The organism is Terrimonas pollutisoli (assembly GCF_029360765.1).
GTDB lineage: Bacteria > Bacteroidota > Bacteroidia > Chitinophagales > Chitinophagaceae > Terrimonas_B > Terrimonas_B pollutisoli.
The window spans coordinates 186,928-199,789 of the sequence record NZ_JARKNA010000005.1; the positions used below are offsets into that span (position 1 = coordinate 186,928).

Consider the following 12,862-nt stretch of genomic DNA (forward strand, 5'->3'; position numbering starts at 1 on the left):
AAAAAGCCCGGCATTTTTCAATACCGGGCTTTCATTTCTTATTACATTTTACAAGGTTAAGCTCCAGCCGTCCCTGTATTCTCTTTTTACAAATTGATTGGCTTCATCAAAATTGGTGATCTTCATATTTTTTGCATCCCACAACAATTTCTTACGGCCCAAATATTTGTCTTCCCAACCTTTCAGTTTAGGATTCACCATCATTGAACTACGGATAGCCAGGTTACCCATCAAAATACTTTCAGTAAATGGTCCTGCATATTCAAATGGTGAACTGGTTTCACCTTTTCCATAACCGGCGATACAAGCATTTACCCATTGCAGGTAATGTCCTTCAGGCACACGTTTGATGGTTTCTTTGGGCATTGTTTTTTCTTTCATCAACATAGTCGGCAGTAGCCTTGGATTTGCACCATAGCAGTCCATCAACATTTTTCCTTTGGTACCCACCAGCAATACACCACCATCCCAGTTGCCGAATGCTTCACCGGGTAATAACTCATCAGGGCGTTGCGGCAATAAACCACCATCATGCCAGGATACTTTGATATTTCCTTTTTTATCTTTCCGTGGATAGTTCAGATGAATGATGGATGATGGAGGGCAGCTATCAACATAGTTTCCCTCGGCCCACATATCTTTCCAAATGTTGGCTACACTGCACTCAGCAGAATCAGGATAATCAATTGGCAGGATGCGATAAATAGGATCCATGATATGACAAGCCATATCACCCAAAGCACCGGTACCAAAAGCCCACCAGCCACGCCAGTTAAATGGAAGATAAGCAGGGTTAAAATCCATTGCTTTTGCAGTGCCCAACCACAGATCCCAATCCAGTTCTTTTGGAATATCAAATTTCCCCGTTGGAGTTGGAAGACCTTGTGGCCAAACCGGCCTGTTGGTCCATGCATGTGCTTCAACGATATCACCAATCATTCCTGCGTTATACATTTCTTTCGCTTGTCTAACACCATTACCAGAACCACCCTGGTTACCCATTTGGGTTACTACTTTATATTTTTTTGCAGCCTGTGCTAATATCCGGGCCTCATAAATATCGTGAGTGAGTGGCTTCTGCGTGTACACATGTTTACCCAGTTGCATAGCAGCTAATGTTGCCACGGCATGAGTATGATCGGGGGTTGAAATAGAGCAGGCATCGAAATTATTTTTTTCTTTTGCCAGCATTTCACGGAAATCTTTGTAATAATTTGCCTTGGGAAATCTTTCTCTAGACTTCACTGCCTGCCTGTCGTCTACGTCACACAAAGCAACAATGTTTACATTCGGGCTTTTGGCAAATTCAGTTAAATCGCTTTGACCCTTACCGCCAACACCTATCCCGGCGATATTCAGTTTATCACTCGGTGCAACAAATCCTCTTCCCAATACATGACGAGGCACAATAAAAAAACCGGCAGCAGCTACAGAGGTGTTCCTGATAAACCTGCGACGGGAATCCGAAACATTGTTTTTCTTTTTCATCGGCAATTGTTATTTTTTCTTGTTAGAGTTTATGAAATGCAATATAACTAAGAAATTGTTCGAAAAAACAAAGCTATAAGGTTTTAGCTAGGAGTTCTGTGAATTAAAAAGTTCAGGGTCTGCTTAAGGTTGATTGCCATGGCTGGTTTAAATCAACATTTCCTGCTTATAATTCCAGCTTCCAATCATGGGCATAATTTCTTTTTACAAATTGATTAGCTGGTTCAAAGTTGGTAATCTTCATATTGGCCCCGTCCCATAAGAGTTTTTTCCGCCCAGGAAATTTATTATCTCCTTTTGCATCTTTCACAACCTGGTTATAACTTAACACAGCCAGATTGCCCATCAATACCGTTTCAGTCAGCGGTCCGGCTTCGGAAAAGGGCGAACTGGTATAGGCACCATATCCTTTTTTACAGGCATTGGTCCATTGTGTTTGATGACCTTCTACACCACGTTCTACTTTGGGCCTTTTGGAGGATGGCAGTTTAACTTCTTTCATCTTGCGGGTTGGCAACAGGGTTGGGTTTCTTCCCCAGAGACCTGCCATGATTTTTCCTTTCGTTCCTTCGAAGATGATGCCGCCATCCCACTCTCCCATTTCTTCATCAGGCAATAATTCAACCGGCCGCTTGGGTTTGATGCCGCCATCATACCAGATCATCTCGACTGCTGGTAAATTATTACGTTTTGGAAATTGTATATGTGTTTTAGAGGACGGAGGGTAACTATCGGTATTAAATACTTCCTGGAAAAAACCAGTAAATACAGAACTGACACTGCACTCAACTGATACCGGGTAACCAAGTTTCAGCGCTCTGTAAGGAACATCCATAAAGTGACAACCCATGTCACCGAGTGAACCAGTACCGAAGTCAACCCAACCACGCCAGTTAGCCGGTACATAAATGGGATTATAATCTCTCACAGGAGCTGTACCAAGCCATAGGCTCCAATCTAATTCTTTCGGCACCTCAAATTGGCCCGTTGGTCTTGAAATACCTTGAGGCCACACCGGTCTGTTGGTCCATACATCCACGGTATGAACGTTCCCAATCAATCCGGTCTGAACCCATGTTTCAATATTTCTTGTATCATCACCACTGCTTCCCTGGTTACCCATTTGCGTAACCACTTTATATTTCCTTTCGGCCTGTGTCAATATCCTGGCTTCATAGATGTCGTGCGTCAAAGGTTTTTCTAAATACACATGCTTTCCCAATTGCATACAGGGCAGCGCCTGGACAGCATGCATATGATCGGGTGTGCTGATGATGACGGCATCAATTTCTTTCGCCTGCTTGTCGAGCATCACTCTGAAATCTTTATGATAGGTTGCGCCAGGATGTTTTTTGCGGCTATCTGCGGCCATGCGATCATCCACGTCACATAGGGCCACGATATTTTCAGCGCCTTTATTAAATGCTTGTTGAATATTATAGGAGCCTTTTCCTCCTGCGCCAATGGCAGCAATATTTAATTTATCACTGGGGGCAATAAAACCTTTGCCTCCTAAAACGTGGCGGGGAAGAATAAGAACACCGGCGCCGAAGACTGAAGAGTTACGGAGAAAATCACGGCGGGAAATCTTTTTCTTCCTGTTATTCATACGGCAAAAATTTTGGGCTTTAAGGTAATATAAAAATGATTATCCCTTTTAGTTTAGTGTTTTTAGTTTCGTGAAAGAAGTGATTTTAATAATCTTTTTAAGATAACTATTGTTAGTTTAAGTGACTTCATTTATTCAATAAATAAACCATAAACAATCCATGATAAGCTGGGATGATTTTGAAAAAATTGATATGCGTGCAGGCACGATCGTAGAAGTAAATGATTTTCCTAAAGCCCGTAAACCTGCTTATAAACTGGTAGTTGATTTTGGAAACGGGATCGGGTTAAAAAGATCTTCTGCTCAAATCACTGCCCTTTACACCAGGGAAGAACTATTGAACAGGCAAGTGATTGCAGTGGTCAACTTCCCGCCTAAACAGATTGCGGATTTTGTCAGTGAATGTCTTGTGCTGGGTGTGTATGATGAAAACAAAAATGTAATTTTATTACAACCCGGAAAGCCTGTTACAAACGGGATGAAAGTTGGCTGAAACCTATACCACATATTATCATTCTCCGGTCGGTATATTAAAAATATCCGGCACTCCTGAATATATCAGTGAGATAAGTTTTCATGACGCCACCCAAAAACAGCCCGGCAGCAAAAAAGAAATGCCTCCATTGCTGATACAATGCGTTGAACAGTTGATTCAATATTTTAATGGTGAAAGAAGAGTCTTTGATTTTCCTATCAACCAACCCGGCACAGCCTTTCAACAGGAAACATGGAACTGCTTAATGACGATTCCTTATGGCAAAACGATTAGCTATCTCCAACTGGCTATCAAGACCGGCGACCCAAAAGCCACAAGAGCCGTAGCTAGTGCTAATGGAAAAAATAACATCGCCATTGTTGTGCCCTGTCACCGGGTAATTGGCGCTAACAGGGAGTTGATCGGATATGGTGGTGGTCTATGGCGAAAGAAATGGTTATTGGAACACGAGATGAAAGTGGCATATGGGGTGCAAACGCTTTTCTAGTTTATGGTTTTTTGTTTCATAAACGATTGAATATTTCTTACAGCTATCAGGTATCAATTGATGCATAAACAAAGAGCCACAAACGTCTTATATCAACTCACTGCTATTAAAAGCGAATGGCAGCAAATAACCAGCAGTTTTAACCACATAAATTTCTCCTTCCTGGCCGGCAAGAATTAATCGTATCGATTTATGCGTCCTCGTTTCATACTCCAGCAAAGCCTGCCTGCACATGCCACAGGGAGAAATGGGGTGATCACTTTTTACTTCCTTACTATCATAGCTGATAGCTATCGTATCAATAGCGATGTTGGGGAATAAGGTTGCTGCATTACCCAATAAAACTCTTTCGGCACAAATGCCAACAGGATAAGAAGCATTTTCCTGGTTGGTACCAAATACAATTTCTCCATTCATTAATTTGGCAGCCGCACCAACAAAGAAATTAGAATAAGGAGCATACGCCTGTTTCGTTACCGATCTCGCTTTCATTAAAAGATCAGCATCTTCTTTTGTCAATTCACCTATGTTGTTATATACCTCGTAAGCAAATTCGAATTTGTGTTCGCTCATGGCTTTAAGATACTAAGTATTTAAAACAAAACCCTCTGGTATGCCAGAGGGTTCGAATTGTTATTTGACAATATTGAAGAATCTGCTCCATCGGGGGCCGCCTTCCCAGCTAAACCAGATCATCCAGGCTTTTCCAACAATCCTGTCCTCTGGCACAAATCCCCAGTAACGGCTATCCTGCGATCCCTGCCGGTTATCTCCCATCATCCAGAAATAATCCATTTTAAAAGTATAGTCTGTAACTTCTTTTCCATTCAGGAAAAATTTGCCATCCCTGCTGACAAAATCGTTTCTTTCGTACACACGAATAGCTCGTTCATAGATCGAATAATTTTCCGGCGTAAGTTTCAATGAAGCTCCTTTTTTAGGGATCCAAATCGGGCCGACATTATCCCTTGTCCACGCATTGTGCGACGCAACTGTGTCATACGGAAAAACACCAGCGCTGCCAGGATAATTAACATCAGTGACAATTGTTTTTATCAACCCATTTTTTTGCATTTTTTCTTTGGCAGCTGCAGTAAGAAGCATACGATATTCTCCGGGCCTTCCTGTAAGGCCATAATCGCCTTTATCTATATCAAGATTATACTCATCCCGCATCACATCTTCGTCAAGCGAAGTTGCATTAAGCGTCACCAGGTAATACATTTCTGAATGTGGCGGAAGTTCCTGCTTCACTCCATTTATATATACAATGTTTTCTTTTACTTCCAACGTGTCACCAGCAACGCCGACGCACCGTTTAATATAATTATCCGTTTTGTCAACCGGATGAACTACTATGGGGAAGTTTTGCGGATCAGCAAGAATCATTTGATCATCCCTTGAACCCGCTGCAGCTTTACGCTTAATATCATAATATGGGTAAGCTGATTCAAACCCTTCGGCATGGATCACCGTATCACCCGCAGGAAAATTAAATACTACCACATCTCCTCTTTTTGGCATTGCCGCAAACCACCTGGTATAAGGAAGCTTGATCATTTCTGAATAAGATTTACCATTTGTAACAGGCAGGTAATTATGTACAAATGGAACCGATAATGGTGTGTTAGGAATACGGGGCCCATAACTCAATTTGCTGACAAAAAGGAAATCTCTTACCAGCAACGTTTTTTCCATTGATCCGGATGGAATGGTATAGGCTTCGAAAATAAATGTACGGATCAAGGTAGCGGCGACAATCGCAAAAATGGCTGCATCCACCCACTCTCTCCACACGGCTTTCTTCTGTTTTCTTGCCACTTCAGCTCCGACAAACCTCGTGTCTTTATGATTTGCCAACCAGGGAAAATAAAAAGGAGCTAACAAAGCCGCCATCGTATGATGACCCAGTGAAAACTTTCCAAATACCTTGGCGAATTCAATAAATATACCGGGAGAAATAAACCAACCAACTACGGGAATAAATTGCCAGAAAACCCAGTGCTTTGGACGTTTAGCAATATCCTGCATCACCCAGGTATTATAAAAAGGCACATAAGCTTTCCAGGATTGCTCACCTGCTTTTGTAAACAGCTTTGCCAAACCAAATGAAGGGAGGAAAACAAGTAAAGTACCGATAAGATAAATAATGAGTAAATGTTGTAAAGGCATGAGCCTGGTTTTATTTAAGGGTCAAAAGTATTATAATAATTGGCTCATCAAAATTGTGTGGATGAAAGTTTTGTGAAAGAGAGTGAAAGGTAGTTTTAAAGTCCTGAACTGTTTATGTCAAGACGTCAACAGTTTTTATTTCAGAAAATTCGGCCGGCATCTGCAACTCAGAACTTTAAAACATCAAAACTTATCTCGGCATTACATAGCTTTTGACATCTTCGCTGGTAATGGTTTTAGCGGAAAGAATAACCAGTCGTTCTACCACGTTTCTTAATTCACGAATATTACCGGTCCAATCATAATCCTGCAATAAACGAATGGCATCCTCATCAATATTTTTCTTGGCAATACCATAGTCGCTGCAGATGTCCTGCAAAAACTGGTCAACCAAAACAGGAATATCATCACGTCTTTCATTTAATGACGGCACATGAATCAATATTACACTTAGGCGGTGATAGAGATCGAGACGGAATAATTTTTCATCTACTTCTTTCAGCAGATCCTTATTGGTAGCTGCAATCACCCGTACATCTACATTAATATCTTTATCGGCACCTACCCTGGTGATCTTTCCTTCCTGCAAAGCCCGCAATACTTTGGCCTGTGCACTGAGGCTCATGTCACCAATTTCGTCCAGGAACAAAGTGCCGCCATTAGCTTGCTCAAACTTACCGATCCGCTGTTTTACAGCTGATGTAAACGAACCTTTTTCATGTCCAAACAATTCACTTTCTATCAGCTCCGTCGGAATGGCTGCACAGTTTACCTCTACCAAAGGTCCACTTACACGATTACTTTTCTCATGTATCCAACGAGCTACCAACTCTTTTCCCACACCGTTTTCACCTGTGATAAGAATGCGGGCATCCGTGGGTGCTACTTTTTCAATGGTATCTTTTATTCGCTGAATAGGTTGCGATTCCCCAATCATCTCTTGCACACGGCTCACTTTTCTTTTCAGCACTTTAGTCTCGGTTACAAGACTACTACGTTCCATAGCATTACGAATGGTAATTAGTAGACGATTAAGGTCCGGTGGCTTAGAAATAAAATCATACGCTCCTTTCTTAACAGCTTCCACTGCCGTTTCTATATTTCCATGACCCGAGATCATAATGATGGGAACATCGGGATTTGTTTCTCCAGCTTTTTGTAAAAACTCAATGCCGTCCAGTTTGGGCATCTTAATATCACACAATACGAGGTCAAAAGCCTTTTCCTTAAATTTCTTCAATCCCTCTTCACCATCTGCTGCCTCTTCGAGCTTATATCCTTCAAAAGAAAGAATTTCGGTAAGGGTCTTACGGATCGCCTTTTCATCGTCAATGATCAATATATCAGCCATTCAAAAAGATTTTAGGGGGCAAAAATAGGGAGAAGCTACGAGCTATCAGCTGTGAGCTACGAGCTTCGGTCAGGGATTTCTTATAGTAGAGAATGTTTTCTTAACTCCCCTTTAGGGGTTGGGGTTTGTAAAAAATAAGAGGCCGGATAGAAATCCAGCCTCGTTTTAAAATCCAATATCCTATGAAAAACCATAACAAAGATGCACATTTAGACCCAAAACGCTGCATGATTAGCAAAAAAAATTATGCGTAAAACTACGTGTCCCAAAAAATAAGCCCGGCAGTCTTGACTGTCGGGCTTGGCTTACTCTTAATAGGTCAACTATTTTTTCTGGTACATCACTTCTTTAACCATTTTTACTGTACGGGGAACACTGGGCAAAGCTCCGGCAACAAGATTCGGCGCATAGTGAAGAGGAGCATCGGCAGCAGTAATACGGCGGATGGGTGCATCCAGGTAATCAAAGCCTTCTTTTTGAATCTGGTAAGTGATTTCTGAAGATACCGATGCAAAAGGCCACTGTTCTTCTACAATTACAAGCCGGTTAGTCTTTTTTACGCTTTCAAGGATGGTTTTCCAGTCTAACGGGCGGATGGTACGCAAATCAATTACTTCAGCGCTGATATTCTCCTTTTCCAGCTCTGCTGCTGCAGCCATGGCCACTTTCATCATTTTATTAAAGGAAACAATTGTTACATCTTTTCCTTGTTTCTTTATATCAGCTTTGCCGATCTCAATATAATATTCCTCTTCAGGTACTTCCATTTTATCTCCATACATCTGTTCGCTTTCCATGAACATTATCGGGTCTTCCTCGTAACGGATCGCTTGTTTTAGAAGGCCCTTGGCATCATAACCGTTACTTGGCGATACTACTTTAATACCGGGAATATTGGCATAAAGGCTTTCAAACGCTGTAGAGTGCTGAGCACCCAATTGTCCGGCTGAACCATTTCCTCCTCTAAAAACAATGGGACAAGACACTTGTCCGCCGCTCATTGCCAGCATCTTAGAAGCCGTATTTAAAATTTGATCCAAGGCTAATACAGCAAAATTCCAGGTCATAAACTCAACAATAGGACGAAGGCCATTTTGAGCAGCTCCCACACCAACTGCCGCAAAACCAAGCTCAGCAATGGGTGTATCGATCACTCTTTTTGGTCCGAATTCGGCTAGCATACCCTGGCTTACTTTATAAGCACCATTGTACTCCGCCACTTCTTCACCCATTAAAAAAACTCTATCATCTCTTCTCATCTCTTCCGACATTGCTTCACGAAGTGCATCACGAAATGCGATTGTTCTTGCCATGTATATACGCTTTTTAAAAGTCGGGCAAATTTAAGTGAGTGAACGGATAAAACCTAAAAAGGAATGTGGTTAGATGCTGGAATTCAAGAGGCTGAATTTCAAAGATGCGTCCACGGATTAAATTAATCCTCGATGGATTTCTGACTTCCGGTCTCAGACTCCCGTCTTCTTTATATTTGCTTATGTCTTCATCTCATTTTCCTATTATTATTATCGGCGGTGGACCTATTGGATTAGCCTGTGGCATTGAAGCAAAAAAGGCTGGTGTGGATTATTTAATTATTGAAAAAGGATCGTTGGTTAACTCATTGTACAACTATCCCGTCAACATGACTTTTTTTTCTACCTCAGAACGGCTTGAAGTAGGCGGCGTTCCTTTTGTTTCCAATAATGCGAAGCCAACCCGGTCCGAATCGTTAGAATATTATCGGCGTGTAACCACTTCTCATCATTTAAATATTCACTTGTTTGAGGAAGTACTTGAAGTAAATCAACTCGCTGCTGGTACCAATAAACCCGGAGCAGCATTCTCGGTAATTACAAGTAAGGGAAATTACACTGCTGATCACATAATCATTGCAACCGGCTTTTATGACATCCCCTATTTATTAAATGTGCCGGGAGAAGGTCTCCCTAAAGTCACCCATTATTATAAAGACCCGCACTTTTATGCCTTTCAAAAAGTATTGGTTGTGGGCGCACAAAACTCGGCCGTTGACGCCGCACTGGAAACCTGGCGCAAAGGAGCTGAAGTAACAATGATTATCCGCAAAGAGGATATTGGTGAGCGGGTAAAATACTGGGTTAGACCTGACATTGTCAACCGGATAAAAGAAGGCTCTATTACTGCTTATACTAATTCAACCATTGCTGCTGTCCGCGAACATGAAGTCGATATTAATACCCCTGATGGAATGATTACGATAGCCAATGATTGGGTAATTGCCCTGACTGGCTATCAACCTAATCTTGATTTTCTAAAAAGGATCGGTATAAGTTTATCCCAGGATGAGGTGATGAAACCTCTGTATGACGAAGCAACCCACGAAACAAATATTAAAAACATATATCTCGCAGGAGTGATCTGCGGCGGAATGAACACTCACCGTCTTTTTATTGAAAACTCAAGAGAACATGCCGAAAGGATAATCGCTGATATAAAAACAAAAAGACAATCAGTTTGATTGTACGGCCCTAATGAAGTCAACCAGCTTTTGTTTATGCAGCTTGCCTTCCGTTCTTACACCGCTGCAAATATCAACGCCATAGGGCTGCACTTTTTGAATGGCTTCGCTTACATTTCCGGCATTTAACCCACCAGCAAGAAAGACAGGAACTTTCACGGCCCTTACTAATTCCCGGCTAATATCCCAGTTATGAGTGTTGCCTGTGCCGCCCAATGTTTTGATCGCAGCTTTGGGGTTTCCACTATCCAGCAAAAAATAATCGACATATTCCTGTAGCTGCACAGCCAGGTCGATAGCCTCTTCATCCATCACATGAATGACCTGCACAATTTTTAATTTGGGCAATGCTTCGCGGATGTGCTCATATTTCCCTTCCGACAATTCATCTACTATCTGCACTGTCGTTGTACCGGCTCTGTTTACATGGTCAATTATTTTTTGTGAAGACTGTTCACTTGTTAATAAGAATGATTCAATCCCCGCAGGAATTGTTTCAGCAATCTCTGCTATCAATTCATCGGCTATTGGTCCAGGCCCGCTCGGCATTTTTGCGACAAGACCAACGGCATTGGCGCCGTGAGCAATGGCCATCGCTGCTTCTTCAACTGAAGCAATACAACATATCTTTATTTTCGTAGTCATGTGTTTACGCTTTATAACTAAATTTTCTTTTTCATCAGCCAATCTTTTTGCACGTCATTACCTAACACAAAATCATGGTCAGCGAATTTTTCGAATCCCCATCTGATATAAAAATCGATGGCCCGCTGATTTTTTTCCCAAACACCCAGCCAGATAAAATCTTTTTTACCTCTTTCTGCCAACCCGATACACTTTTCCATTAAGGCCTTTCCGACTCCTTTTCCTATCGAGTTGGAAGTGGCATAAATTCTTGCCAACTCAATGGCATTGGCACTTCCCAAAGATGGCGGGTTATTATTCTCACGCAACCTCGCATAACCAACAGGCTCTTCCTGGTCATAAGCCAACAGGAAAATATTATCTTTTGTATTCACCTCTTGTATCAAAGCTTCCCGGGTAAATTGTTCGTTCAAAAATTTGTTCATATCCTCCACGGTGTTTTGAGATGCAAACGTATCATAGAAAGTTTGCCGGCTCATATCCGCGATTAATTCGGCATCCCCGCCTGTTGCAAAACGAATACTAATCATTGAAGCAATCTATTTAATATTAGCGAAAGTCGCACTGAAAAAAATTATGGTAAGATTCGCAATTATTGCTAACTTTTGTCTCTGCTCCACCCCTATCCCAACACTACCCTCTAATTTTTTAATCATTTAAAAAAATCAGATCATGAGAAAGTTCTTTCTTCTCTGCCTGCTTATTCCTGCAGTTGGAATGAGCCAGAACAAAACTATTGTAAGCACATTCCGGGTTTTTCCCAAAATTGACAAGTCACTTGAATTTGAAAAAGCTTTTATCTCGCATGCACAAAAGTATCATGTGGGTAATTGGAAATGGCGTGTGTTTGATATACAATCAGGCCCGGATGCAGGCGGATTTATGGTAGTGGAGGGCCCGCTAAGCTGGGACGAGTTTGATACCCGCGGTAACCTTGGAGCAGAACATACCGCTGATTGGGCAAAAAATGTAATGCCTTACACGGCAGATCGCGGCACCTCTTCCTATGCCGAGTTCAATGAAGAGTTGAGCACAGTAGGAATAACAGATTATTCGGAAAAGATTATCATTAATCATATCCTGCCATTACCCGGTAAAATTCAAAATGTTTTAGATATGGGTAAGAAGATGAAAAAAGCATGGACCGATGGTAAACAATCGATCGCCGTGTATGAGGCCCGTAATTCAGGTGCCCCGGAGATTCTTGTTGTTACAAGGCTAAAGGCCGGACTCAAAGAATTAGGAGCCGGTTATCGCAAACCCTTCCCTGAAAGATATACAGCTGCCAACGGCGAAGGAAGCTGGGATGTGTTTCAGGAAGATTTTGCCAAAAATGTAGAAAAGCGATGGAGTGAAATTCTTTTTTACCGCACAGATCTTAGTTCTAAATAACTATTCTTTGATAAGAGTGAAAAGCCGAAGCCAGCCGGCTTTTCACTCTTTTAAACCCAGGAAGAAATTTTTATAAGCATGACCATAGCTTACTTATTGGTTGATGCATTACATTCGATTTTCCATCCCTCTTTTTCTTTCCGATAGATCGACACCCAGGCATAATCAGTGGTATCAGTTAATAATTTTCCGAGACTGTCCGGACGGATTAATATGACTTGCTTTTGAACAATTGCATAAGCAAGAGATCCATCATCTGAAAAACGGATAATAGGTGCAGCGGAATCATCCCATTTAATGAATTGAACACTTCCAAAATAAGAAGTGATCCTTTTTTTGTTTTCATCCGGGCTTACTACAGAAACCTTTCCCTTATTAACCGATAGCATGCTGTCCGCGAACTCCGACATAAAGAGTTCTGCGTTCCGGTCGAAATGTGCTTTGCGCTCCTGCTGTAATAATGCAGTTATTGCCTCTGTGTCCCTCTCTTTATTGAAACGACATTCATTAGTACAGCTATAATCTGTCAAAATGAGCAAAGCGAAAACGTAAATTTTCTTAGTCATCATTATAGCTTAAACTGTGTTTTTGAATAGATGTGCTGCTAAAGCAATTTAGTTTCTATGGTTTTAAAATACCGACCATTTATCAAAAGGAGACAAATGGGATTTGTACGTTACTTCCGGATATCCGGGTCTCAACAATTGTTTTTACCCAGACAACCA

13 protein-coding genes are annotated in these 12,862 nt (G+C 41.5%); 4 read left to right on the plus strand and 9 right to left on the minus strand.

Going from position 1 to position 12,862, the window contains the following annotated elements:
• Nucleotides 1-48: 48 nt before the first annotated feature.
• Together P2W73_RS11395 and P2W73_RS11400 are read right to left on the minus strand one after the other, a co-directional pair.
• Nucleotides 49-1,488: a Gfo/Idh/MocA family protein gene (locus P2W73_RS11395; protein ID WP_276502166.1), complete on the minus strand. Its 1,440-nt coding sequence runs from the start codon at nt 1,486-1,488 to the stop codon at nt 49-51.
• Nucleotides 1,489-1,654: 166 nt separating this feature from the next.
• Nucleotides 1,655-3,097 carry a Gfo/Idh/MocA family protein gene (locus P2W73_RS11400; protein WP_276502167.1) on the minus strand — a complete coding sequence of 481 codons (1,443 nt, stop codon included), beginning with the start codon at nt 3,095-3,097 and terminating at the stop codon, nt 1,655-1,657.
• Between the two features lie 160 nt (nt 3,098-3,257).
• Between P2W73_RS11400 and P2W73_RS11405 the strand changes: the two genes are divergently transcribed.
• Both P2W73_RS11405 and P2W73_RS11410 read left to right on the plus strand, forming a co-directional pair.
• Nucleotides 3,258-3,590: a tRNA-binding protein gene (locus P2W73_RS11405; protein ID WP_276502168.1), complete on the plus strand. Its 333-nt coding sequence runs from the start codon at nt 3,258-3,260 to the stop codon at nt 3,588-3,590.
• Nucleotides 3,583-4,080: a methylated-DNA--[protein]-cysteine S-methyltransferase gene (locus P2W73_RS11410; RefSeq protein ID WP_276502169.1), complete on the plus strand. Its 498-nt coding sequence runs from the start codon at nt 3,583-3,585 to the stop codon at nt 4,078-4,080. Before P2W73_RS11405 ends, P2W73_RS11410 begins: the two co-directional genes overlap by 8 nt.
• An 87-nt stretch (nt 4,081-4,167) precedes the next feature.
• On the opposite strand, the gene P2W73_RS11415 is transcribed toward P2W73_RS11410, so the two are convergent.
• The 4 genes from P2W73_RS11415 to P2W73_RS11430 form a co-directional block, all read right to left on the minus strand.
• A complete protein-coding gene (locus P2W73_RS11415; RefSeq protein ID WP_276502170.1) occupies nt 4,168-4,653 on the minus strand; it encodes a cytidine deaminase in 486 nt (161 codons plus the stop codon).
• 60 nt (nt 4,654-4,713) lie between these two features.
• Complete coding sequence (locus P2W73_RS11420) at nt 4,714-6,252, minus strand: S26 family signal peptidase (RefSeq protein ID WP_276502171.1); 1,539 nt, start codon at nt 6,250-6,252, stop codon at nt 4,714-4,716.
• 190 nt (nt 6,253-6,442) lie between these two features.
• Nucleotides 6,443-7,603, minus strand: a complete 1,161-nt coding sequence (locus P2W73_RS11425; protein WP_276502172.1) for a sigma-54-dependent transcriptional regulator — start codon at nt 7,601-7,603, stop codon at nt 6,443-6,445.
• A gap of 323 nt (nt 7,604-7,926) precedes the next feature.
• Nucleotides 7,927-8,916 (minus strand): pyruvate dehydrogenase complex E1 component subunit beta, encoded by a 990-nt coding sequence (locus tag P2W73_RS11430; RefSeq protein WP_276502173.1) that lies wholly within the window; start codon nt 8,914-8,916, stop codon nt 7,927-7,929.
• Nucleotides 8,917-9,098: 182 nt separating this feature from the next.
• Between P2W73_RS11430 and P2W73_RS11435 the strand changes: the two genes are divergently transcribed.
• Nucleotides 9,099-10,100, plus strand: coding sequence for a YpdA family putative bacillithiol disulfide reductase (locus tag P2W73_RS11435; protein WP_276502174.1), 1,002 nt, complete (start codon nt 9,099-9,101; stop codon nt 10,098-10,100).
• Here the strand turns inward: P2W73_RS11435 and P2W73_RS11440 are convergent.
• Entirely contained in the window at nt 10,092-10,745 is a 654-nt protein-coding gene (locus tag P2W73_RS11440) for a phosphoribosylanthranilate isomerase (RefSeq protein ID WP_276502175.1), read from the minus strand. The two genes, P2W73_RS11435 and P2W73_RS11440, sit on opposite strands and share 9 nt — an antisense overlap.
• A 17-nt stretch (nt 10,746-10,762) precedes the next feature.
• On the minus strand, nt 10,763-11,275 hold the full coding sequence (locus P2W73_RS11445) for a GNAT family N-acetyltransferase (protein WP_276502176.1): 513 nt from the start codon (nt 11,273-11,275) through the stop codon (nt 10,763-10,765).
• A gap of 142 nt (nt 11,276-11,417) precedes the next feature.
• Here P2W73_RS11445 and P2W73_RS11450 point away from each other — a divergent pair, with 142 nt between their 5' ends.
• Nucleotides 11,418-12,137 carry a hypothetical protein gene (locus P2W73_RS11450; protein ID WP_276502177.1) on the plus strand — a complete coding sequence of 240 codons (720 nt, stop codon included), beginning with the start codon at nt 11,418-11,420 and terminating at the stop codon, nt 12,135-12,137.
• A gap of 89 nt (nt 12,138-12,226) precedes the next feature.
• Here P2W73_RS11450 and P2W73_RS11455 read toward each other — a convergent pair whose 3' ends face one another.
• Nucleotides 12,227-12,703, minus strand: a complete 477-nt coding sequence (locus tag P2W73_RS11455) for a Cif family virulence factor (RefSeq protein WP_276502178.1) — start codon at nt 12,701-12,703, stop codon at nt 12,227-12,229.
• Between the last annotated feature and the right edge of the window lie 159 nt (nt 12,704-12,862).

What these genes read in the sequence shown, in the direction of transcription:
- P2W73_RS11425 (WP_276502172.1), bottom strand. Translation starts at nt 7,603, where the DNA reads ATGGCTGATATATTGATCATTGACGATGAAAAGGCGATCCGTAAGACC.
- P2W73_RS11440 (WP_276502175.1), bottom strand. Translation starts at nt 10,745, where the DNA reads ATGACTACGAAAATAAAGATATGTTGTATTGCTTCAGTTGAAGAAGCA.
- P2W73_RS11400 (WP_276502167.1), bottom strand. Translation starts at nt 3,097, where the DNA reads ATGAATAACAGGAAGAAAAAGATTTCCCGCCGTGATTTTCTCCGTAAC.
- P2W73_RS11430 (WP_276502173.1), bottom strand. Translation starts at nt 8,916, where the DNA reads ATGGCAAGAACAATCGCATTTCGTGATGCACTTCGTGAAGCAATGTCG.
- P2W73_RS11450 (WP_276502177.1), top strand. Translation starts at nt 11,418, where the DNA reads ATGAGAAAGTTCTTTCTTCTCTGCCTGCTTATTCCTGCAGTTGGAATG.
- P2W73_RS11405 (WP_276502168.1), top strand. Translation starts at nt 3,258, where the DNA reads ATGATAAGCTGGGATGATTTTGAAAAAATTGATATGCGTGCAGGCACG.
- P2W73_RS11395 (WP_276502166.1), bottom strand. Translation starts at nt 1,488, where the DNA reads ATGAAAAAGAAAAACAATGTTTCGGATTCCCGTCGCAGGTTTATCAGG.
- P2W73_RS11445 (WP_276502176.1), bottom strand. Translation starts at nt 11,275, where the DNA reads ATGATTAGTATTCGTTTTGCAACAGGCGGGGATGCCGAATTAATCGCG.
- P2W73_RS11420 (WP_276502171.1), bottom strand. Translation starts at nt 6,252, where the DNA reads ATGCCTTTACAACATTTACTCATTATTTATCTTATCGGTACTTTACTT.
- P2W73_RS11415 (WP_276502170.1), bottom strand. Translation starts at nt 4,653, where the DNA reads ATGAGCGAACACAAATTCGAATTTGCTTACGAGGTATATAACAACATA.
- P2W73_RS11455 (WP_276502178.1), bottom strand. Translation starts at nt 12,703, where the DNA reads ATGACTAAGAAAATTTACGTTTTCGCTTTGCTCATTTTGACAGATTAT.
- P2W73_RS11435 (WP_276502174.1), top strand. Translation starts at nt 9,099, where the DNA reads ATGTCTTCATCTCATTTTCCTATTATTATTATCGGCGGTGGACCTATT.